This window comes from Pseudomonas sp. NY5710 (assembly GCF_013305665.1).
Taxonomy (GTDB): Bacteria; Pseudomonadota; Gammaproteobacteria; order Pseudomonadales; family Pseudomonadaceae; genus Aquipseudomonas; species Aquipseudomonas juntendi.
This window is the reverse complement of sequence record NZ_CP045554.1, coordinates 1265603-1284247: the sequence shown is the minus strand read 5'-3', so window position 1 is coordinate 1284247 and position 18645 is coordinate 1265603. Positions and strand designations below refer to the sequence as shown.

General features: G+C 64.4%; 13 protein-coding genes and 4 tRNA genes. 6 read left to right on the top strand and 11 right to left on the bottom strand.

The features are described 5' to 3' along the window. Together GEV39_RS05830 and GEV39_RS05825 are read left to right on the top strand one after the other, a co-directional pair. Positions 1 to 759: an SDR family oxidoreductase gene (locus GEV39_RS05830; protein ID WP_029885869.1), complete on the top strand. Its 759-nt coding sequence runs from the start codon at positions 1 to 3 to the stop codon at positions 757 to 759. Between the two features lie 40 nt (positions 760 to 799). Further along, on the top strand, positions 800 to 1750 hold the full coding sequence (locus GEV39_RS05825; RefSeq protein WP_173887857.1) for a 2-hydroxyacid dehydrogenase: 951 nt from the start codon (positions 800 to 802) through the stop codon (positions 1748 to 1750). 127 nt (positions 1751 to 1877) lie between these two features. Here the strand turns inward: GEV39_RS05825 and nirD are convergent, their stop codons facing one another. From nirD to GEV39_RS05810, 3 genes are all read right to left on the bottom strand, one after another. Continuing rightward, complete coding sequence (gene nirD, locus GEV39_RS05820; RefSeq protein WP_173887856.1) at positions 1878 to 2240, bottom strand: nitrite reductase small subunit NirD; 363 nt, start codon at positions 2238 to 2240, stop codon at positions 1878 to 1880. Then, the gene (nirB, locus tag GEV39_RS05815; protein WP_173887855.1) at positions 2240 to 4792 is read right to left on the bottom strand and encodes a nitrite reductase large subunit NirB; all 2553 of its coding nucleotides are present in this window, start codon (positions 4790 to 4792) and stop codon (positions 2240 to 2242) included. The genes nirD and nirB overlap by 1 nt, the downstream gene beginning before the upstream one ends. 294 nt (positions 4793 to 5086) lie before the next feature. After that, positions 5087 to 9112, bottom strand: coding sequence for a bifunctional nitrate reductase/sulfite reductase flavoprotein subunit alpha (locus GEV39_RS05810; RefSeq protein ID WP_173887854.1), 4026 nt, complete (start codon positions 9110 to 9112; stop codon positions 5087 to 5089). A gap of 258 nt (positions 9113 to 9370) precedes the next feature. Between GEV39_RS05810 and map the strand changes: the two genes are divergently transcribed. After that, a complete protein-coding gene (map, locus tag GEV39_RS05805) occupies positions 9371 to 10168 on the top strand; it encodes a type I methionyl aminopeptidase (RefSeq protein ID WP_392483518.1) in 798 nt (265 codons plus the stop codon). 108 nt (positions 10169 to 10276) lie between these two features. On the opposite strand, the gene GEV39_RS05800 is transcribed toward map, so the two are convergent. The 4 genes from GEV39_RS05800 to GEV39_RS05785 form a co-directional block, all read right to left on the bottom strand. Beyond that, positions 10277 to 10353 (bottom strand) — tRNA-Asp (locus GEV39_RS05800). A gap of 13 nt (positions 10354 to 10366) precedes the next feature. Beyond that, positions 10367 to 10442: transfer RNA gene (locus tag GEV39_RS05795), tRNA-Val, on the bottom strand. Between the two features lie 170 nt (positions 10443 to 10612). Then, positions 10613 to 10689 (bottom strand) — tRNA-Asp (locus tag GEV39_RS05790). A gap of 13 nt (positions 10690 to 10702) precedes the next feature. Further along, a tRNA-Val gene (locus GEV39_RS05785) sits at positions 10703 to 10778 on the bottom strand. Between the two features lie 217 nt (positions 10779 to 10995). Between GEV39_RS05785 and rdgC the strand changes: the two genes are divergently transcribed. The 3 genes from rdgC (at position 10996) to sugE (ending at position 13513) form a co-directional block, all read left to right on the top strand. Continuing rightward, positions 10996 to 11916: a recombination-associated protein RdgC gene (gene rdgC, locus GEV39_RS05780; RefSeq protein WP_009686222.1), complete on the top strand. Its 921-nt coding sequence runs from the start codon at positions 10996 to 10998 to the stop codon at positions 11914 to 11916. 185 nt (positions 11917 to 12101) lie between these two features. Continuing rightward, complete coding sequence (locus tag GEV39_RS05775; protein WP_173887853.1) at positions 12102 to 13067, top strand: bile acid:sodium symporter family protein; 966 nt, start codon at positions 12102 to 12104, stop codon at positions 13065 to 13067. 128 nt (positions 13068 to 13195) lie between these two features. Further along, the gene (gene sugE, locus GEV39_RS05770) at positions 13196 to 13513 is read left to right on the top strand and encodes a quaternary ammonium compound efflux SMR transporter SugE (protein WP_009686221.1); all 318 of its coding nucleotides are present in this window, start codon (positions 13196 to 13198) and stop codon (positions 13511 to 13513) included. Between the two features lie 9 nt (positions 13514 to 13522). Here the strand turns inward: sugE and GEV39_RS05765 are convergent, their stop codons facing one another. The 4 genes from GEV39_RS05765 to GEV39_RS05750 all read right to left on the bottom strand — a co-directional run bounded on the left by GEV39_RS05765 (position 13523) and on the right by GEV39_RS05750 (position 18503). Then, the gene (locus tag GEV39_RS05765; RefSeq protein ID WP_173887852.1) at positions 13523 to 15400 is read right to left on the bottom strand and encodes an MFS transporter; all 1878 of its coding nucleotides are present in this window, start codon (positions 15398 to 15400) and stop codon (positions 13523 to 13525) included. Positions 15401 to 15540: 140 nt separating this feature from the next. Then, positions 15541 to 16374 (bottom strand): amidohydrolase family protein, encoded by an 834-nt coding sequence (locus GEV39_RS05760; RefSeq protein WP_173887851.1) that lies wholly within the window; start codon positions 16372 to 16374, stop codon positions 15541 to 15543. Positions 16375 to 16397: 23 nt separating this feature from the next. After that, positions 16398 to 17672 carry an MFS transporter gene (locus GEV39_RS05755; protein WP_173887850.1) on the bottom strand — a complete coding sequence of 425 codons (1275 nt, stop codon included), beginning with the start codon at positions 17670 to 17672 and terminating at the stop codon, positions 16398 to 16400. Between the two features lie 99 nt (positions 17673 to 17771). Further along, positions 17772 to 18503, bottom strand: coding sequence for a GntR family transcriptional regulator (locus GEV39_RS05750; RefSeq protein WP_173887849.1), 732 nt, complete (start codon positions 18501 to 18503; stop codon positions 17772 to 17774). Between the last annotated feature and the right edge of the window lie 142 nt (positions 18504 to 18645).

Genomic DNA, 18645 nt, shown 5'->3' with positions numbered 1-18645 from the left:
ATGAAGCAGAACAGGAAAATCGCTTTGGTCACCGGCGCCGGCAGCGGCATCGGCCGCGCCGTCGCCCTCGCCCTGCTGGAAGATGGCTTCAGCCTGGTCCTCGCCGGGCGCCGTCTCGAACCGCTGCAAGCGGTGGTCGAACAGGCGCAGGCTGCGGGCGGTGAAGCCATGGCGGTAGCCACTGACGTGCGCGATGAACAGAGCGTCGCGCAGCTGTTTGCCACCGTCGAGGAGGTACATGGCCGCCTCGACGTGATTTTCAACAATGCCGGCATCAATGCCCCGGCCGTACCGGTCGACGAGCTGCCGCTGGAAAACTGGCGCAACGTCATCGCCACCAACGTCGATGGGGTGTTCCTCTGTGCCCGCGCGGCCTTCGGCCTGATGCGCCGCCAGCAGCCGCAAGGCGGGCGGATCATCAACAACGGCTCGATCTCGGCGCATACCCCGCGCCCGTTCACCGCGCCCTACACCGCCAGCAAGCATGCGGTGCTGGGCCTGACCAAGGCACTGGCGCTGGACGGCCGGCCTTACAACATCGTCTGCAGCCAGGTGGACATTGGCAACGCCCTGACCGAGCTGTCCGAGCGCATGACCCGTGGTGTGCGCCAGGCCAATGGCGAGATCGCCGCCGAGCCAATGCTAAACGTGCGCCATGTGGCCGACGCGGTGCGCTACATCGCTGCGCTGCCGCTGGACGCCAATGTACTGAACATGACCGTGATGGCCAGCAACATGCCATTCGTTGGCCGTGGCTGAACCTTGCTTTCGATGAACCCTGTTCCTGATGGAGTGACCGATGAAACCCGAAGTCCTGCAACTTAGCCCGATCCTCATCCCGCAGATCCGTGAGCGCCTTGAACAGTTGTTCACCGTACACCGCTACTACGAACAGGCCGACAAGGACGCCTATGTCAGCCAGCATGCCGACAATATCCGCGGCGTGATCACCGGTGGCCACACGGGTATCAGCCAGGCACTGATGGCGCGCCTGCCCAACCTGGAAGTGATCGCGGTCAATGGTGTCGGCACCGACGCGGTCGACCTGGCCTACGCCCGCGACCGCGGCATCCAGGTGACAGCGACCATCGGTGCCCTCACCGAGGACGTTGCCGACCTCGCCATCGGCCTGCTGATCGGTGTGTGCCGGGGCATCTGCACCGGTGACCGTTTCGTGCGCGCCGGCCATTGGGCCACCAGTGCCACGCCGCTGGCACCGTTGCCACTGGCCCGTCAGGTGTCGGGCATGCGCGTGGGCATTGTCGGCATGGGCCGGGTCGGCCGCGCGGTGGCGCAGCGGGCAGCCGCGTTCGGTTGCCCGATTCGCTACACCGATTTGCAGGCGCTGGATGTGCCATACGGCTTCGAGGCCGACCTGCTGCAGTTGGCAAAGAACAGCGACGCACTGATCCTTGCAGCGGCGGCCGACAAGGGTGAGGCGCTGATTGGTCGCGACGTGCTGCGGGCCTTGGGCAGCGAGGGTTACCTGATCAACATCGCGCGCGGCAAGCTGGTGGACGAACCGGCCTTGATCGCCGCATTACAGGCTGGCGAGATCGCCGGCGCGGCGCTGGATGTGTTTGCCGATGAACCGCGAGCGCCCGAGGCGTTGTTCGAGCGTGAGGACGTGGTACTGCAGCCGCACCGGGCCAGTGCCACCGTGCAGACCCGCACGCGCATGGGCCAGATGGTGGTGGCCAGCCTGGTGGATGTGTTTGCCGGGCGCACGCCGCAGGGGCTGGTGTTCTGAGGCACGTGTGCCGGCCTCTTCGCGGGCTCGCCCGCTCCCACACATTCATCGCAGGGCTTGAGGGCTGCGCTGTACCTGTAGGAGCGGGCAAGCCCGCGAAAGGGCCGGCACTGGCAATACACGAGAATCAGGCCACACCCAGTTCCACCGCCTCACCCTTCAACCGCACCGGCCACACCCGCAAGCGCTGCCCGCCATCCTCCAGGCATTCCCCGGTGTGCAGGCTGAAATGCTGCTTGTACAAAGGCGCCGCCACCACCAGCTCACCCTGCACGCTCCCCACCAAGCCGCGGCCGATGATGTTGGCCCCGGAGCGTGGGTCGCGGTTGTCCACCGCGTACAGCGCCTGGGCTTGGCCAGGCAGATAGAACAGCGCCACCTGGGCACCGTCGAGCCACACCACCACACCGGAATCAGCCACCAGGTCTTGCGCCCGGCACACGGCCTGCCAGTTCTCGCGTTCGTTCACAGCAGCACTGGACAACATCATCAGACAGCCTCCTCGACAGTGGGGATCAGGTGCAGCGGCGCGGCAGGCCGGCGTTGTTCGCGTTCACGCACGAAGTGCACGTCCGGGTCGGCGCGCTGGTCGTTTACAAAGGTTCGGAAGCGCTTGAGCTTCTCAGGGTCGTTGAGGGCGTTGGCCCATTCGCACTGGTACTGGTCGACCACATGCTGCATCTGCGCTTCCAGTTCGCTGGCCAGGCCGAGGCTGTCGTCGATGACCACCTGTTTCAGGTAGTCCAGCCCGCCTTCGAGGTTTTCACGCCACACCGAAGTGCGCTGCAGCTTGTCGGCGGTGCGGATATAGAACATCAGCACGCGGTCGATCAGGCGTACCAGGGTTTCGTCATCCAGGTCGGTGGCAAACAGTTCGGCATGCCGCGGGCGCATGCCGCCGTTACCGCACACGTACAGGTTCCAGCCCTTGTCGGTGGCGATCACGCCAATGTCCTTGCTCTGCGCCTCGGCACATTCGCGGGTGCAGCCAGACACGGCGAACTTGAGCTTGTGCGGACTGCGCAGGCCCTTGTAGCGGTCTTCCAGGCGCAGGGCCATGGCCACGCTGTCCTGCACGCCGTAGCGGCACCAGGTACTGCCCACGCACGACTTCACCGTACGGGTCGATTTGCCGTAGGCATGGCCTGTTTCGAAACCAGCCTCGATCAACTCCCCCCAGATGAGCGGCAATTCGTGCAGTTGGGCGCCGAACAGGTCGATGCGCTGGCCGCCGGTGATCTTGGTGTACAGGTCGTATTTCTTGGCCACCTGGCCAATCACGATGAGTTTGTCCGGGGTGATTTCCCCCCCCGGAATACGCGGCACCACCGAATAGGTGCCGTTTTTCTGCATGTTGGCCATGAAGGTGTCGTTGGTGTCCTGCAGCGGCACCAGCGCCGGGTCCATGATCGGCTGGTTCCAGCAGGAGGCAAGGATATTGCCCACCGCCGGCTTGCAGATGTCACAGCCGGTGTGGCCCTTGCCGTGACGTGCGAGCAGTTCGCTGAAGGTGCGGATGCCCTCCACCCGCACCATGCCGTAGAGTTCTTGCCGGGTGTAGGCGAAGTGCTCGCACAGGCTTTTGTCCACCGCTACACCGCGGGCCGTCAGTTCATGCTCGAAGACTTGCTTGAGCAAGGCTGCGCAGCCGCCACAGCCGGTTGCCGCCTTGGTGCAGCCCTTGACCGCAGCCAGGTCGCTGCAGCCGCTGTCGATGGCGGCACAGACTGCACCCTTGCTGACGTTATGGCAGGAGCAGATGGTGGCGCTGTCGGGCAAGGCGTCGGCCCCCAGCGCTGGTGCTGCGCCGCCTTGCGGCAGGATCAGCGCGGCGGGGTCAGCCGGCAGGGCAATACCGTTCTGGGCATACTGCAGCAAGGTGTCGTAATAGCTGTTGTCGCCAACCAGCACCGCACCCAGCACATGCTTGCCGCTGGCATCCACTACCAGCCGCCGGTAGGCGCTGTTGGCTTCGTCGATGAAGCGGTAGCTGCGTGCACCGGGCGTAGCCCCGTGGGCATCACCGATCGAACCGACGTCTACCCCCAGCAACTTGAGCTTGGTCGACATGTCGGCACCGCTGAACGGCACCGGCGCCTCGCCGCAGAGCAATGCCGCCAGGTTGCGCGCCATGCTGTAGCCGGGCGCGACCAGGCCGAACACGCTACCGTTCCACGATGCGCATTCACCGATGGCAAAGATGCGCGGGTCACTGCTGCGGCAGTGCTCGTCGATCACTACCCCGCCGCGTGGGGCGATGTCCAGGCCGCAGGCACGACCAAGGGCATCTTGCGGGCGAATGCCAGCAGAGAACACGATCAGGTCGGTTTCCAGGTATTGGCCACCGTCGAAGTTCATGCGGTAGCGGTAGGCGTCGCCCTGGCTGATGGACTGAGTGGCACGCGACAGGTGCACACCCACGCCCAGCGCTTCGATCTGTGCCTTGAGCGCTGCGCCGCCCTCGCCATCCAGCTGCACCGGCATCAGCCGTGGCGCGAACTCCACCACGTGGGCTTCCAGGCCAAGCGACTTGAGGGCGTTGGCCGCTTCCAGCCCCAGCAGGCCACCCCCCACCACCACGCCACGGCGGGCGCTGGCGGCGGCAGCGCGAATGCCATCGAGGTCGTCGAGGGTACGGTAGACCAGGCGGGCATCACCGCTGGAGCCCTCGATCGGCGGCACAAAGGGGTAGGAACCGGTCGCCAGGACCAGTTGGTCGTAGCCGTAGCGGCCTTGGGCGGTAACCACCTCACCGCGCTCGCGATCGATCTGCAGGACCGCTTCGCCAAGGTGCAGGTGCACGCCGCTGGCGGTGTAGAAGTCGTGCTCGCACAGGGCCAGGGTTTCGGCACAGCTACCGCCAAAGTACTCGGACAGGTGCACCCGGTCGTAGGCGCGCTGGCGCTCCTCGCCGAACACCCGTACCTCGAACTGCTGCAGGGCGCCGCGGCTGACCAGTTGTTCCACACAGTGGTGGCCGACCATGCCGTTGCCGACGATGACCAGTCGCTCTCGTTGCCCGCTGCTCGCTGTTGCCTTCATAAGCCGATCCTCGATCAAAAAAAAGCGCCTGGAGCCGAAGCTCCAGGCGCCTTTGCCTGTATTCATCACGGTAGGGGGCCCGGTTGATCGCCGTTGATCAGTGGGCTTTGTTGTTACATGGGCTAAGCAGGGAGTGTGCCAAGCCTGTTCCCGGGGGTGGACGCATTACGCGCAAACCCGCGCCTGCACGGGCCTGCACAGCGGTCCAGGCCTATGCAGCAGCGGGTTCGCCCGCGAACCACCCGGCATCGGCTGCGCACACTCGCAGTGCACTGCAACCCATCGCGGTGCACATCAATACACGTCACGCCGGTAGCGCCGGGCCTGGTTCAGGCCGTCCACGTAGGCATCAGCCGCTGCGGCATCCATGCCGCCATGCTCGGCGACAATCGCCCGCAAGGCCGCATCTACATCCTTGGCCATGCGCTGGGCATCACCGCAGACATAGAAGTACGCCCCGGCCTGCAACCATTGCCACAGCTGCGCGCCGTGCTCGAGCATGCGCGTCTGCACGTAGATCTTTTGCGCCTGATCACGCGAGAACGCCGTGTCCAGCCGCAGGTGCCCCGTGGCTTGCCAAGCCTGCAATTGCGCCTGGTAATAAAAGTCGCTTGCAGCGTGCTGCTCGCCGAAGAACAGCCAGTTCGGCCCGCTGGCGCCGCGCGCTTCGCGCTCTTCAAGGAACGCCCGAAACGGCGCAATGCCAGTGCCAGGGCCGACCATGATCAACGGCACACCATCGTCCTCAGGCAGGCGGAAGTGCTTCGACACCTGCGGAAAAATCGCCACCTTCAACGCCTGTGCCCGGTCGGCCAGGAAGCTGGAGCACACACCTTTGCGATCACCGTAGCGCACCGTGGAAACGGTCAGGTGCACCTGTTGAGGGTGCGCCAGTGGGCTGGAACTGATCGAGTACAGCCGTGGCTGCAACGGCTTGAGCAACGCGAGCCAACTGGCCAGTGGCAGTTGCTGCGGGAAGGCGCGCAACACATCGACCAGTTGCCGGCCCCACAACCACGCGTGCAGTTCGGCCTTGCAGTCGGGCTGCAGCAGGCGCTGCAGGTCGGGGGCATTAGCGGCGAACACCTGCAGTTGCTGTGGGGTGACCTTGGCGATTTCCAGGTGTGCCTGCAGGGCTTCGGCCAGCGGCATGGCGGGCTGGCCCTTCAATTCCACCAGCGCCTGGCCGTCAAGTTGCATCAGCGCCAGCAGTTCTGCGACCAGCGCCGGACAGTTGCGTGGCCATACCCCCAGGGCGTCGCCGGCGGCGTAGGTGAAACCGCTGCCACTGAGGTCGAAGACCAACTGGCGGGTTTCCTTGCTGGCACCGGGGTCGTTGAGCAGGCGGTTTTCCAGCAGGGTGGCCGCCCAGGGCCGCTGCTTGGTGTAAGCCGCCACGGGTGCCGCTGCCCCGGCCGGTTGTGCCGCGGCGGTGCTGCCCAGGCTTGGCAGCAGCGCCTCCAGCCAGCCGGCAAACGCTTCGTCGAAGTCGGGCTCGCACTCCACCCGTTGCAGCAGGCGCCGGCCGCCCAGCTCGGCCAGCCGCTGGTCCAGCTTGCGGCCAAAACCACAGAACTGCTCATAACTGGAGTCGCCTAAGGCCAGCACGGCATACGGCAGCTCGGCGCAGTGGCCGCCCTCCTGACCCTGCAACGCCTGCCAGAAGTTCGCGGCACTGTCGGGGGCCTCGCCATCACCGAACGTGCTGGTAATGAATACCACGCTGGCAGCGCCGCGTAGCTGGCTGGGGCGGGTCGCCTGCATGCAACTGAGCTGCACCTGCAGGCCTGCGCCGCGCAGGCGTTCGGCGCAGCGCTCGGCCAGCAGTTCACAGTTGCCGGTCTGCGAAGCCCATACCACCTGGTGCAGCGGCTGGGCTGGCGCCGCGGCCGGTGCCTGGGCCGGGGTCGCGAACAGCCCGGCCAGCAAGCCGTCAACGAACATACGCCGGCTGGCCGGCAGCGGCGCACTGGCCGGCAGGCTGGGCACACCGTCGGCGCGCGCCTGGGCCAGCCCCAGCAAAAAACCTTGCAGATAGTGCCGCTCGTCTTCGGCCAGCACCGGGGCCGGCAAGGTGTCCAGGCCTAACAGGCGGGACAAGGTGGCGGTCGGCATGCTGGCAGGCTCGGCAACGGTGGTGTGCAGTTCAAGGGCCTCGATACGCTCGCCGGCAACCCGCTGCAGGGCCACGGCGCAGTGCTTGAATGCAGGCTGCAACGACAGAGGGTCGAGCGCATCGCAGGTGACGGCATTGATGGCCAGCTGCTCACCGACCAGGTCGTTCCAGTGAAACGGCGCAAAGCAGTTGCCCGGCATGACCCGGTCGCTGATACGCGCCGGGAGCACGGCCTGGCCACGCCGCGAGCGAACGGCCACCTGGTCTTTCTCGGCAATGCCCAAACGGCCGGCATCTTCCGGGTGGATTTCAACGAACGGGCCGGGCTCCAGCTTGTTCAGCGCCGGTACCTTGCCGGTCTTGGTCAGGGTATGCCAATGGTGCTGCACGCGGCCGGTGTTGAGCACCAGGGGGAAGGCGTCATCCGGCAACTCAGCGGCCGGCAGCCAGGGCCGGGCGAAGAAGCGTGCCTTGCCACTGGCCGTGGGGAAGGCGATAGCCGGCCGCTGCCCTTGGTCATCGAGCAGCAGCGCCTGGCTGCTGCCATCGTTAAGGTAACGCAGCGGGCTGCGGTGCTGCTCGCGCCCCGGGGCGCTGGGCCACTGCCGGGGTTGCTGACGCAGGTCGGCATAGCTGATGCCACGCAGGTCATAGCCGGTGGCCGGGTTGTGAAAGCGGCGAATTTCCTCATACACCGCCTCGGCGTTCGGGTAGTCGAAGGCCTCGCCATAGCCCATCGCGCAGGCCACACGGGCGATAATCTGCCAGTCCGGCAGGCTTTGCCCGGGCGGCTCGACAGCGCGGGGCATCAGGGTCAGGTTGCGTTCGCTGTTGATCATCACGCCCTCGCCTTCGGCCCACAGCGCGGCAGGCAGCAGGATATCGGCGTAACGGTTGGTTTCGGTGTCGAGGAAGGCGTCCTGGGCGATCACCAGGTCGGCCTGGCGCAAGCCGTCGAGCACCTGCTGGCGGTTGGCGACACTGGCAACCGGGTTGCTGCAGATGATCCAGCAGGCTTTCACCTCGCCGGCCTTGAGTTGCTCGAACAGCGCCACCGTTCCCTCGCCGGCTTCGCTGCGCAGGCTACCGGGTGGCAGTTGCCACTGCTGTTCGACGAAGGCACGGTCGGCCGCCACCAGCGCCGAGCGCTGGCCGGGCAAGCCGGGCCCCATGTAGCCCATTTCGCGGCCGCCCATGGCATTGGGCTGGCCGGTCAACGAGAACGGCCCGCTGCCAGGGCGGCAAATGGCACCGGTGGCCAGGTGCAGGTTACAGATGGCATTGCTGTGCCAAGTACCGTGAATGCTCTGGTTCAGCCCCATGGTCCAGCAGCTCATCCAGTTGCCGGCTCTGCCGATCCATTGCGCGGCCTTGACGATGTCGGCCTCGGCCAGCCCGGTGATGGCGGCCACCCGTTCGGGGCTGTAGTCATCGAGCAAGGCGGGCATGTCGTCCCAGCCTTCGGTATGGCGGGCGATGAAATCGGGGTGGGTGTGGCCATTGCGATGCAGCAGGTGCAGCAGGCCATTGAGCAAGGCCATGTCGCTGCCGGGGCGCAGCTGCAGGAACAGGTCGGCCTTGTCGGCCGTGGCGCTGCGCCTGGGATCGACAACGATCAGTTTGGCCCCCGCCTTGACCCGGTCGAGCAGGCGCAGGAACAGAATCGGGTGGCAGTCAGCCATGTTCGAACCGATCACCAGAAACACATCGGCGTGCTCGAAATCCTCGTAGCTGCCAGGCGGGCCGTCGGCGCCTAGCGACAGCTTGTAGCCGCTGCCGGCACTGGCCATGCACAAGCGCGAATTGGACTCGATGTGGCGGGTGCGAATGAAACCCTTGGCCAGCTTGTTGGCCAGGTACTGGGCCTCCAGCGACATCTGCCCGGACACGTAGAGCGCTACGGCGTCTGGCCCATGCTGGTCGATGATGGCACGTAGCCGTGCAGCACTGTCGGCAATTGCCTTGTCCATGTTGGCGCGCACCGGCGGCTGGTTGCGTTGCTGGCGCAGGTAGGCGTCTTCCATGCGCCCGGCCGCCGTCAGCGGCAAGTGGGCGGTAAGGCCCTTGGTGCACAGCCGGCCGTAGTTGCTGGGGTGCTGCTTGTCGCCGCTGATCTTGCCGACCTTGCCGTCGGCAACGCTCATGACGATGCCGCAACCAACGCCGCAATACGGGCATACGCTGCGCACTTGGTTATTGACCATGGGCGGGCTCCTGTGGAAACGCAAAAAGGCGCCGGCTGCCCCGGCCTGCAGCAGCAAGCGGGGCAACACGGCGCCTTTGTCGTGAAAATGTGCGGGCTGTCGACGTTGATGGCCCGGGATGGGAGGTAGCCAGCAATTAGTGGGCCAGCTGGAGCAGACGCTTCTACCACGCCCGCGCTCCGGCGTACCGTGCGCACCCTGCGCACCATGCGGTGGCAAGTGCACACCCGCTGGCGCTATGCTGGGGCAAATTCCAGCATGAGCAACCGCCCTTTCCCCATGCCCCAGGTGATCCTCAAGACCCCCGCCCAACTCGAGCTGATGCGCCGGGCCGGCCAGTTGCTGGCCCAGGTATTCGCTGACCTCGACCACTTCATCCGCCCCGGCGTGACCACCCTGCAAATCAACGACCGCGCCGAAGCCTACATCGTCGAAACGCTCAAGGCCCGGCCTGCGAGCAAGGGCCAGTACGGGTTCCCCTACTCGCTCAATACGTCGGTGGACCATGTGGTGTGCCATGGCATACCCAGGGCCGACGAGGTGCTTGAGGAAGGCTCGATCGTCAACGTCGACATCACGCTGGAACAGGGCGGCTACATCGCCGACGCCTCGAAGATGTACTGCATTGGCACGATCAGCGACGAGGCCCGCCGCCTGGTCGACACCACCTATGCAGCGCTGTGGAAAGGCATCGAGCAGGTGCGCCCAGGGGCCACGCTGGGTGATATCGGCCACGCCGTGCAGGCCCATGCCGAGGCCGCGGGCTACAGCGTGGTGCGCGAATATTGTGGGCATGGTATCGGCCAGCAGATGCATGAAGCGCCGGAGGTGTTGCACGTGGGCCAGCGCGGCATGGGCATGAAGCTCAAGCCAGGCATGGTGTTCACCATCGAACCGATGATCAACCAGGGTGGGCGCGGCACGCGCGAACTGAAAGATGGCTGGACAGTGGTTACCCGCGACCACAGCTTGTCGGCGCAATGGGAGCACACGGTGGCGGTGACGGATGACGGTTTCGAAGTGCTGACGTTGCGTGAAGAAGAACGCCGTGGCTGACACTGCAGCGTTCTGCGGGCTCGTAAAGCATGCAGGCACAAAAAAAGCGACCCTGAGGTCGCTTTCTTTGTTACTTCCGGGTGTTCAGTGGGCCCTGGAAGTTGAATATGGCGCAGCGGACGGGACTCGAACCCGCGACCCCCGGCGTGACAGGCCGGTATTCTAACCGACTGAACTACCGCTGCGCTATACATCGAGTGGTGGGTGATGACGGGATCGAACCGCCGACCCTCTGCTTGTAAGGCAGATGCTCTCCCGGCTGAGCTAATCACCCATGTCTCTCGGTGTGGCGCGCATTCTACGGGCGACTTTTCGCTCTGGCAAGCCCTTATCGAAGTTTTTGCGCATTTAAACCAGGCACAAAATTTCAGGCAAAAAAAAAGCGACCCTAAGGTCGCTTTCTTTGTAACTTCCGGGTGTTCAGTGGGCCCTGGAAGTTGAATATGGCGCAGCGGACGGGACTCGAACCCGCGACCCCCGGCGTGACAGGCCGGTATTCTAACCGACTGAACTACCGCTGCGCTATACATCGAGTGGTGGGTGATGACGGGATCGAACCGCCGACCCTCTGCTTGTAAGGCAGATGCTCTCCCGGCTGAGCTAATCACCCATGTCTCTCGGTGTGGCGCGCATTCTACGTACGCCCCTGCACCCTGGCAAGCACTTTTTAAACTTTCTTCAAAAAAAACCTCAGGCCTTTCAAAGACCTAGCGTTGCCAGGCGTTTTCTTGCGGCATTAACCACTGCTGGCCCTCTGACAGGGTTGGCCTGGGAGCACTGCTCGGAGAATAATGCCCGCCTTATGCATTAATGAGAGATTGCCCCGCATGTGGTTCAAGAACCTGCTGACCTACCGCCTGACCCAGGAAGTACCGTTCGAGCCTGAAGCGCTGGAAGCCGCCCTGGCCAGCAAGCCGGCCCGCGCCTGCGCCAGCCAGGAGCTGTCCACCTATGGTTTCATCGCACCGTTCGGCAAAGGCGAAGACGCGCCCTTGGTGCATGTCAGCGGCGAGTACCTGCTGATTGCCGCCCGCAAGGAAGAACGCATCCTGCCAAGCAGCGTGGTCAATGACGCCGTGAAGGAAAAGGTCGAAGAGATCGAGACCGAGCAGATGCGCAAGGTCTACAAGAAGGAACGCGACCAGATCAAGGACGAGATCATCCAGGCCTTCCTGCCGCGCGCGTTCATCCGCCGCTCGATGATTTTCGCCGCCATTGCCCCGCGTCAGGGTGTGATCCTGGTCAACTCGGCCAGCGCCAAGCGTGCCGAAGACCTGCTGTCGACCCTGCGTGAAGTGATGGGCTCGCTGCCAGTGCGCCCAGCGACGGTAAAAATCGCACCGGTTGCCACCATGACCGACTGGGTCAAGTCGCAACAGGCTGCTGAAGGCTTCTACGTGCTGGACGAGTGCGAACTGCGCGACACCGCCGAAGACGGTGGCATCGTGCGTTGCAAACGCCAGGACCTGACCGGCGAAGAAATCCAGCTGCACCTGAGCACCGGCAAGGTGGTTACCCAACTGGCCCTGGCCTGGCAGGACAAGCTGTCGTTCATCCTCGACGACAAGATGGTCATCAAGCGCCTGAAGTTCGAAGAGCTGCTGCAGGAGCAGGCCGAACAGGACGGTGGCGATGAGGCGGCCCAGCAGTTCGACGCCAGCTTCCAGCTGATGATGATGACCTTTGCCGAGTTCTTGCCGGTGCTGTTCGAGGCCCTGGGTGGCGAGGAGATTCCGCAGGGGGTCTGATGCTGTTCGAAATGCCGGTGCTGGCTTGGGAGAAATCCCGAGACAGTGCTGGCCTCTTCGCGGGCTTGCCCGCTCCCACAGGTACAACACAGGTTCTGGATACTGTGATGTACCTGTGGGAGCGGGCAAGCCCGCGAAGAAGCCAGTGAAATGCCTGAAGCCATAAATAGAAAAGGAATTGCCCCATGCGTGCCCTCGCCGCCCTCAGCCGCTTTGTCGGCAACACCTTCGCCCTGTGGGTGCTGGTGTTCGCCCTGCTGGCTTTCCTGCAACCGCAATGGTTCATCGCCTTGAAGGTAGCCATCGTGCCGCTGCTGGGGCTGGTGATGTTCGGCATGGGCCTCACCCTCAAGCTCGACGACTTCGCCGCCCTCGCCCGCCAGCCCTGGCGGGTCATGCTGGGGGTGGTTGCGCACTTCGTGATCATGCCGGGCATGGCCTGGCTGCTGTGCCAGCTGTTCCAGCTGCCGCCGGAAATTGCCGTGGGTGTGATCCTGGTTGGCTGTTGCCCCAGTGGCACGGCCTCCAACGTGATGGTCTGGCTGTCTCGGGGCGACCTGGCCTTGGCCGTGGCAATTGCTGCCGTCACGACCCTGCTGGCGCCACTGCTGACCCCTGCCCTGATCTGGTTCCTGGCCTCGGCGTGGCTGCCGGTGTCCTTCATGGACATGTTCTGGTCGATCCTGCAACTGGTGATGCTGCCGATCGTGCTTGGCGTTATCGCCCAGCGTTTGCTCGGTGCCCGCGTGCAGGCGGCAGTGCAAGTGCTGCCGCTGGTGTCGGTGGTGAGCATCGTGATGATCGTGTGCGCAGTGGTGGCGGCCAGCCAGGCAAAAATTGCCGAATCGGGGCTGCTGATCATGGCAGTGGTAGTGCTGCACAACAGCTTTGGCTACTTGCTGGGGTACCTGACCGGCAGGCTGTGCAAACTGCCACTGGCCCAGCGCAAGTCCCTGGCGCTAGAGGTTGGCATGCAGAACTCGGGGCTGGGGGCGGCATTGGCAGCGGCGCATTTTTCGCCCCTGGCAGCGGTGCCCAGTGCATTGTTCAGCGTTTGGCACAATATTTCCGGGGCACTCCTGTCAACCTGGTTCCGGCGCATGGGTGAGCCCGGGGAGCAGGCTGAAGGGGTGGAACCGGCCAGGCATTAGGGTGACAGCCAGGCTTGCCCTGAAACCTGCAGGTGTGCACTATAGTGCTCACTGTGAGGACGGCCTCACGACGCACCGCGTGATCATTCCGGGGACGGCCCCATCATTCACCACGATGGAGAAGCACCATGTCCTGGATCATCCTGTTCTTTGCCGGCCTGTTCGAGGTCGGCTGGGCCGTAGGCCTCAAATACACCGACGGCTTCAGCAAGCCACTGCCTACCGTACTCACCGTTGCCGCCATGGCTATCAGCCTCGGCCTTCTGGGCCTGGCCATGAAGGAGTTGCCACTGGGCACTGCCTACGCCATCTGGACCGGGGTGGGTGCCGTGGGCACGGTGATCGCCGGCATTATCCTGTTCGGCGAATCCATGGCCCTGGTACGCCTGGTTAGCGTGGCGCTGATCATCACTGGCCTGGTCGGCCTGAAGGTCAGCGCCAGCTGATCCTCTTCCCTAGCGCAGGTTGCCGCGCAAGCGGCTGACCTGCTCTCGCAAGGCTTCTGGCTGCGCCGCCTCCACCGGGATGGCGGCACCGGCCACGATGGTCACCCGCGACCACAACCGCTTGAAGAAGCCTTTGCGTGGGTCGCGGCTGAAGAAACTGCCCCACAAGCCCTGCAAGGCCAGCGGAATCACCGGCACCGGGGTTTCTTCGAGGATGCGCTTGACGCCCCCCTTGAACACATCGATTTCACCATCACCGGTCAGTTTGCCCTCCGGGAAGATGCACACCAGTTCGCCGTCGGCCAGGTACGCGGCAATGCGCGCGAAGGCCCGCTCGTACGTGGCCTGGTCTTCATTGCGCCCGGCAATCGGGATGGCCCCTGCGGTACGGAAAACGAAGTTGAGCACCGGCAGGTTGTAGATCTTGTAGTACATGACAAAGCGGATCGGCCGGCGGATCGCCCCACCCAACAGCAGCGCGTCGACGAACGAGACATGGTTGCACACCAGCAACGCAGCACCCTGGTCGGGAATGCGCTGCAGGTCACGGTGCTGCACGCGGTACATCGAATGGCTGAGCAGCCAGATCAAGAAGCGCATGGTGAACTCGGGTACGATCCTGAAAATGTAGGCGTTGACCGCGATATTGAGCAGCGACACCACCAGGAACAGCTGGGGGATGCTCAGCTTGGCCAGGCCCAGCAAGAGGATGGTGAGCAGTGCCGACACCACCATGAACAGGGCATTGAGGATGTTGTTGGCCGCGATTACCCGGGCGCGCTGATCTTCGCCGGTGCGGGCCTGAATCAAGGCATACAGCGGCACGATGTAGAAGCCGCCGAACACCCCCAGGCCAATGATCGACAGCAGGATCCACCAGGCCTGGCTCATGCCCAGCAGCGCCAGCCAGTCATGCGGCGCGGCGGCCGCTGGCACATCGCCAGAGTGCCACCACCACAGCAGGCCGAACAGGGTCAGGCCGAATGAGCCGAATGGCACCAGGCCGATTTCCACCTTGCGCCCGCTGAGCCGTTCGCACAGCAGCGAGCCCAGCGCGATGCCCACCGAGAACAGCGTCAGCACCAGCGTTACCACGGTGCCGTCACCGTGCAGCCACTCCTTGGCGTAGGCCGGAATCTGCGTAAGGTAGATGGCACCGACAAACCAGAACCACGAGTTGCCGACGATCGAGCGCGACACTGCCGGCGGCTGGCCCAGGCCCATGCGCAGGATCACCCAGGATTGCTTGAAGATATTCCAGTCCAGCGGCATGTTCGGCGAGGCCGCGGCCGCCCGGGGGATCCAGCGGCTGGCCAGGTAGCCCAGCACCGCAGTGCCGACCACCCCCCCGGCCACCACGGTGGCGTAGCTGTCGGCCGACATCATCACCCCGGCGCCGATGGTGCCTGCCAGGATGGCAAGGAAGGTGCCGGTTTCGACCAGCCCGTTGCCACCGACCAGCTCTTCTTCACGCAGGGCCTGGGGCAGGATGGAATACTTCACCGGGCCGAACAGCGCCGAATGCGTGCCCATGCCGAACAGCGCCACCAGCATCAGCGCCAGGTGGTTGGTGATGAAGCCCAGCGCGCCGATCGCCATGATGGCGATCTCGGCCAGCTTGATGGCGCGGATCAGCGCGTCCTTGGCGAACTTCTCGCCAAACTGACCACCCAACGCCGAAAACAGGAAAAACGGCAGAATGAACAGCAAGGCACACAGGTTGACCCAGATCGACCGGTCACCCTCGCCCAGGCTGAGCTTGAACAGGATCGCCAGGATCAGCGACTGCTTGAACAGGTTGTCGTTGAAGGCACCCAGCGACTGAGTGATGAAAAACGGCAGGAAGCGTCGCTTGCCGAGCAAGGTGAATTGCGAGGAATGACTCATCGTCCTTGGTCCTGATGGCTTTTCAATTGGAGGCGCGCCGGGCGCACCAAGCCACAAATCTGCATGGGAAATGCAGCGGCTGGCAAGCGCCGGGGGCAGAACCCGCCACGATCAGCGGGTCGATCGCGACCGGCAGGCGCTCATTCGAAACCGAACAAAGCCCGCGCGGTATCCACCAACAGGGCCTGGCGCAGCCGGGCCGAGCAGCCCAAGGCATCGAACTGCTGCACTGCAGTGGCAAAACTGATCGCCGACTCATGCTGGGTATGCGGCCAATCACTGCCCCACATCAAGCGCTCGGCGCCATAGTGCGCTTCCAGCGCGCACAGTGCCGAGCGCGCGAAGGCCAGATTCTCGTCCGGCGCCCCCGCCAGCCGGTAGATCCCCGACACCTTCACCCAAACCTTGCCCTGCCCGCCCAGGGTCAACAGTTCGGCGAACCCGGGCTGGCCCAGCCCACGGCGGGCATCGGGGCGGCCGAAATGGTCGATGACGATGTTCAGGCCATAGGGCTGGAGCGCGCGGACCAGTGCCGGTATGTCCGCCACCTGCCGGTGCAGTTCCAGGTGCCAGCCTTGTTCGCCAATGCGTTCGAGCAGCGGTCGCCAGCGGCCACTGGCCAGGTCCGGCAGGGCTTGGCCCATCAGGTTCAGGCGCACACCACGCACGCCTGACCGGGCCATGTCGGCAAGGGTTTGCGGCTCGACATCGGGCGCCACCATCACTACCCCCCGCAGTTGCTGCGGCATCGCCTGCAGAGCGCTGAGCAGGTAGCGGTTGTCGGTGCCGAGGAAACTCGGCTGCACCAGCACGCCATGGCTGAAACCATGAGCCAGCAGCTGGCCCAGGTAGTCGCCCAGCGGCGCATCGTAATCAGGGGCATAGCGCCGCTCACTGGCCAGCTCCAGCCCACGGCTGAAAACGTGGGCGTGGCTGTCGATCGCGCTCAGGTGTAAAGGAGGTACGTCGGGCATGGCTCTCATACAGAAAAGTCAGGTTACTTGGCAGCTACGCCGCCGATGTGCCGCGCCGTGGCATTTTCGAGGTTGCGCCCGCGTGTCTCCGGCAAGCACAGGGCGGCGATCACCGCCACGCCATAGGCGATGCCAGCGTCGATACCAATGGCGCTGCCCAAGGACATCGACTCGCTCATGTGGCCGACCAGGAACGGGAACACTGCCGACAGTACGCGGCCGAAGTTGTAGCAGAAGCCCACCCCGGCACCGCGCACCTCGGCCGGGTACAGTTCATTGAAAAACGCCCCCAGACTGGCCGGGATACCGGCGGCGAAAAAGCCCAGCGGGAAGCCGAGGAACAGCATCTGCGTGTTGGTCCGCGGGAAGAACACATAGGCTTGTACGGTCAGCACGCAGCACAGGGCGAACAGCAGAATATTCTTGCGCCGGCCGATGCGGTCGATCAGCAGGCCGCTGACCACGCAACCGCACCAGAAGGCCAGGATGATCACCGCCAGGTAACCACCGGAGTTCAGCACCGACAGGTGGCGCTCGGTTTTGAGGAAGGTCGGCAGCCAGGTCATTACGGCGTGGTACCCACCATGGGCGCCCAGGCCAAGCAGGCCGCCCAGCAAGGTCACGCGCAACAGCTGCGGGCGGAAGATGCCGGCCATGGAGTGCAGGAAGCTGGCAGGGATGGCATTGGCACTCTGCAGGCGCTGGAAGCTGTCCGGTTCGGGCACGTTGCGGCGTACCCAAAGGATCAGCAACGACGGCAACAGGCCGACGAAGAACATCACCCGCCAGGCAAATTCCTGCGGCACCAGCGAGTAGATCAGCATGAACAGTGCCACGGCCAGGCCCCAGCCCACGGCCCAGGCGCTCTGTACCGTGCCCATGACCTTGCCGCGGTATTTCGGGTTGATGGTTTCGGCCATCAGCACGGCGCCGGCAGCCCACTCGCCGCCGATACCGAAGCCTTGCATCGCCTTGACCAACAGCAAGGGGTAAAAACCGGTGACGAATGCCGAGAGGAAGGTGAAGCACGAGAACCAGAGGATCATCCACTGCAGGGTCCGCACGCGGCCGTAGCGGTCGGACAAGGTGCCACCCAGCCAGCCGCCGATGGCCGAGGTCACCAGGGTCAGGCCACTGATCAGGCCGGCATCAGCTTTGCTCAGGGAGAAGGCGGCGATCAGCGCCGGGATGGCCAGGCCGAACATCTGCACTTCCAGCGCATCGAGCGACCAGCCGCCGAAACAGGCCCAGAATGTCTTGCGTTCCCGCGAGGTGATCTGCCGATACCAACTGAACATGATTGTTATCCTTCTAGTGTGTGCGTGTAACCGCCAGGCAGGCGAAGCCACCGCGCCGCATGGGCACGGCGCAGAGGGATACGGGGTGCAGCCGCCGGCTTAGCGAATGTCGATGCGGTAGCGGAAGTGCTGCGCATGGCCGCGTGAGCGGCGCCATTCCAGCGGCTTGCCGGCGTAGTCACGGGCCAGGCGCTCGATCACCACCACCGGGCTGCCGGCCGGCAGTTGCAGCAAGCGGCCATGCGCCGCGTCAACCGCTTCGGCGGTCAGGGTTTCTTCGGCGTAGGCGACCACCTGGCCGCACAGTGCTTCATAGAGGGGGTACAGCAGCGGCCCCTCGCGGTTCAGATCGACCTCCAGCAACGGCTGGAACGTCTGGCGCGGCAACCAGATTTCTTCGGCCAGTACCGGCTGGGCGCCGAGCAGGCGCGTACGCACAATACGGATCACTTCGCTGTGCACCGCCAGGCCCAGTGCCTCGGCGACCGCCGAAGGCGCGGTCATCGGCTCGATGGCAAGAATGCGGCTTTCAGGCACCGCGCGCTGGCCATTGGCGGCTTCGAAGCGGAAGAACCGGAACAGCGAAGACTGGAATTGCGGGCGGCGTACGAAGGTACCGCGCCCCTGCTGACGCTCCAGCACGCCTTCAGCCACCAGTACGTCCACCGCTTTGCGCACGGTGCCGACTGATATGTCGAACTCGGTGGCCAAGGCAGCCTCAGTCGGGATCGCCTCACCTGGGCGCCAGCGGTTATTGGCAATCTGCTCGAGCAAGTGGTCGCGCAGTTGTTGGTAACGGGGCAGTCGAGCATCACCGGACAGTGGGTGCATGGGTCTCGCTCTCTTGTTGTTATATAAACATATATATGAATTCTGGAGGCAGTATTCCCCGCGTATGCCGGGCTGTCAATCCTCCACCTATCGCGGTTTTGAGGCGTCAGCTGCCTCGCTCGCGGCAGGGCCAGTGCCGGTT

Excerpts from the sequence above, each read along its gene's own strand:
- GEV39_RS05830 (WP_029885869.1), top strand. The coding sequence starts at position 1 with ATGAAGCAGAACAGGAAAATCGCTTTGGTCACCGGCGCCGGCAGCGGC.
- GEV39_RS05825 (WP_173887857.1), top strand. The coding sequence starts at position 800 with ATGAAACCCGAAGTCCTGCAACTTAGCCCGATCCTCATCCCGCAGATC.
- nirD (WP_173887856.1), bottom strand. The coding sequence starts at position 2,240 with ATGATGTTGTCCAGTGCTGCTGTGAACGAACGCGAGAACTGGCAGGCC.
- nirB (WP_173887855.1), bottom strand. The coding sequence starts at position 4,792 with ATGAAGGCAACAGCGAGCAGCGGGCAACGAGAGCGACTGGTCATCGTC.
- GEV39_RS05810 (WP_173887854.1), bottom strand. The coding sequence starts at position 9,112 with ATGGTCAATAACCAAGTGCGCAGCGTATGCCCGTATTGCGGCGTTGGT.
- map (WP_392483518.1), top strand. The coding sequence starts at position 9,371 with ATGAGCAACCGCCCTTTCCCCATGCCCCAGGTGATCCTCAAGACCCCC.
- rdgC (WP_009686222.1), top strand. The coding sequence starts at position 10,996 with ATGTGGTTCAAGAACCTGCTGACCTACCGCCTGACCCAGGAAGTACCG.
- GEV39_RS05775 (WP_173887853.1), top strand. The coding sequence starts at position 12,102 with ATGCGTGCCCTCGCCGCCCTCAGCCGCTTTGTCGGCAACACCTTCGCC.
- sugE (WP_009686221.1), top strand. The coding sequence starts at position 13,196 with ATGTCCTGGATCATCCTGTTCTTTGCCGGCCTGTTCGAGGTCGGCTGG.
- GEV39_RS05765 (WP_173887852.1), bottom strand. The coding sequence starts at position 15,400 with ATGAGTCATTCCTCGCAATTCACCTTGCTCGGCAAGCGACGCTTCCTG.
- GEV39_RS05760 (WP_173887851.1), bottom strand. The coding sequence starts at position 16,374 with ATGCCCGACGTACCTCCTTTACACCTGAGCGCGATCGACAGCCACGCC.
- GEV39_RS05755 (WP_173887850.1), bottom strand. The coding sequence starts at position 17,672 with ATGTTCAGTTGGTATCGGCAGATCACCTCGCGGGAACGCAAGACATTC.
- GEV39_RS05750 (WP_173887849.1), bottom strand. The coding sequence starts at position 18,503 with ATGCACCCACTGTCCGGTGATGCTCGACTGCCCCGTTACCAACAACTG.